The 2,215-nt window shown below is 67.8% G+C and carries 3 protein-coding genes and 1 pseudogene; all 4 read right to left on the reverse strand.

Annotated elements, in window-relative coordinates; genetic code table 11:
• Positions 1 to 1,121, reverse strand: a 1,121-nt coding sequence (locus ACFPZN_RS55860) for a cytochrome P450 (protein ID WP_378293526.1), incomplete at its 3' end; no start/stop codon positions are given.
• Positions 1,118 to 1,696 carry a GTP-binding protein gene (locus ACFPZN_RS55865; RefSeq protein ID WP_378293528.1) on the reverse strand — a complete coding sequence of 193 codons (579 nt, stop codon included), beginning with the start codon at positions 1,694 to 1,696 and terminating at the stop codon, positions 1,118 to 1,120. The genes ACFPZN_RS55865 and ACFPZN_RS55860, both read right to left, overlap by 4 nt.
• Before the next feature lie 34 nt (positions 1,697 to 1,730).
• Complete coding sequence (locus tag ACFPZN_RS55870; RefSeq protein ID WP_378293530.1) at positions 1,731 to 2,090, reverse strand: DUF742 domain-containing protein; 360 nt, start codon at positions 2,088 to 2,090, stop codon at positions 1,731 to 1,733.
• A pseudogene (locus ACFPZN_RS55875) lies at positions 2,087 to 2,215 on the reverse strand (roadblock/LC7 domain-containing protein); the annotation flags it as partial. The pseudogene ACFPZN_RS55875 and the gene ACFPZN_RS55870, both read right to left, overlap by 4 nt.

A 2,215-nucleotide genomic window follows, 5' to 3' on the forward strand; every position in this document is an offset into this window, starting at 1 on the left:
TCGATGTCGGGCAGGCGGTCCAGGAGCACCTCGACCGAGGTCCTGGCGATGATCTCGGCGAGCTCGGGCACCGGGAAGGGACACCCGTGCTCGCCCTGCCCGAAGGACAGATGGGCCCGGTTGCCGGCGTCCTGCCCCGGTGAGATGGGCCGGACCGCGGGATCGGCGTTGGCCGCCGAGTACCCCATCACCACCATGTCCCCCGCGCGGATGGTGTGACCCCCCAGCTCGCAGGCGTGCACGGCGAAACGGCCGATGACGTTCTGCTGCGGCGTGTCCTCCCACAGCACCTGGTTGAGCGCCTGGGACACACTGCCCCGCCCGCCCTGCAACGTCATCGCGAACCGCTCGTCGACCAGCATCAACCGCAGCGTGTTCCCGATCCAGTTGCTGGTGGGCAGATGCGCCGCCGCCAGCAGGATCACGATGTCGTGGACCACCTCATCGGCGGTCAGCCCGGCCGGGTGGGCCAGCATCCTGGAGGTGATGTCGGGCCCCTTGTGCACCCTGCGGTGCTCCACCAGATCACCCAGACGCTCATGCAGCCGCTGGAACGCCGGGATCGCGTTCTCGTCCGAGCCCGCCGAATCGGCGATGTCGGTGATCAGCGCCGGCACCTGGGCCTCGGGCAGGCCCAGCAGCCGCGCGAACACCAGCGGCGGGATCGGATCGGCGTAACCCTCCATCAACTCCGCCTCACCGTCCCCGGCCAAGGCATCGATCAGCCCGTCGGTGACCTCCTCGCTCAGCACCGCCAGCTCGGTCCGGTCGATCGCGTCCAGCGCGTCGCTGACCACCCCGGCCCGCCGCTGGTGCTCGGCCCCCTCGGTCATCCACATCGCCGGCGACCACGCCACATACGGCATCAACGGCCAATCATCGGGAATCCGGTCCCAGGCGTTCCAGCGGCGGGTGTCCCGCGCGAACAGACCGGGATTGCTCGCCACATGGTTCAGCTCCCGGTACCCGATCACGAACCAGGCCGGCAGATCACCCTCCAGCAGCACCGGCACCACCGGACCGTACTCACGCCGCAACCGCTGATACAGCTCCAACGGCCGCTCATTGAACTCCTCCCCATAAAGACGCACCGCGTCCCCGCCACCGATTCCCTCGTTCACTGCACGGCCTCCTGCAAAGCGGCTGGGTCATTGAGCCCGACAAGATGCCGGACAAGGGTGATCAGCACGTTCTTGCTCGACTCCCGCGACCGGGCGTCGCACTCGACAAGCGGAATGTGGGAATCCAGCGACAGCGCCTCGCGGACCCGCTCCAGCGACGGCTGCGAGCCCGAACCCGGACCCGGGCCGGGGTCCTGGAACCGGTTGACGGCCACCACGAACGGCATCCTGTGATGCTCCAGCCGGTCCAGCGGATAGAAGGAATCCTCCAGACGGCGGGTGTCCACCAGCACCACCGCGCCCAGGCTGCCGGAGAACAACTGGTCCCACAGGAACCAGAACCGCTCCTGCCCCGGCGCCCCGAACAGATAGAGCACCCGCTGCGCGTTCAGCGTGATCCGGCCGAAGTCGAACGCCACCGTCGTGGTGCTCTTGTGCGCGACCTGGCTGGCGTCATCGATCCCCACGCCCGCCTGCGTCATCGTCTCCTCGGTGCTGAGCGGGCGGATCTCACTGACCGAACCGACCAGGGTGGTCTTCCCGACACCGAACCCGCCCACGATCACGATCTTCAACGCCTCCCGCGCCGTGCGAGGCAACGGGACCGCGTCACAGACTTTGGAGTCCAACGAGCACCTGCTTCAACGTGTCCATGTCGGCCACACGCGCCGCGGCGGCCGAAGAGGGATGGCGAACAGAAATGTGACCGGTGTCGCGCAGATCCAGCAGCAGAATCTTCACCACACTCACCGGAAGACCCAGATGGGCCGACAACTCCACGACCGCCACCGGCTCATCCCGGCACAGCCGCAGAATCGTCACGTGCTCGGACTGCATGCCCGGCGCGGCGTCGCTCTCGGCGAGGATCAGACTGACCAGGTCCAGACCCTCTTCGTCCACCCGGCTGCGGCCACCGGTCACGATGTAGAGCCGGTCGGGATCCTCCCGATCCAGAGCACGGGCATTCATGCCGGCGTGCCATGACCCGCCGAACGCGGCGCCGCGGTCAGATACCCACCGATCTGCTCCACCAGCTCATTCATACTGTGCCCGACCAGACCCACATCGGCGTCCTCACCGGCCAGCACCGCCAA

The sequence above is a fragment of the Actinomadura rugatobispora genome (assembly GCF_042656285.1).
In the GTDB taxonomy this organism is placed as follows: Bacteria; Actinomycetota; Actinomycetes; order Streptosporangiales; family Streptosporangiaceae; genus Spirillospora; species Spirillospora rugatobispora.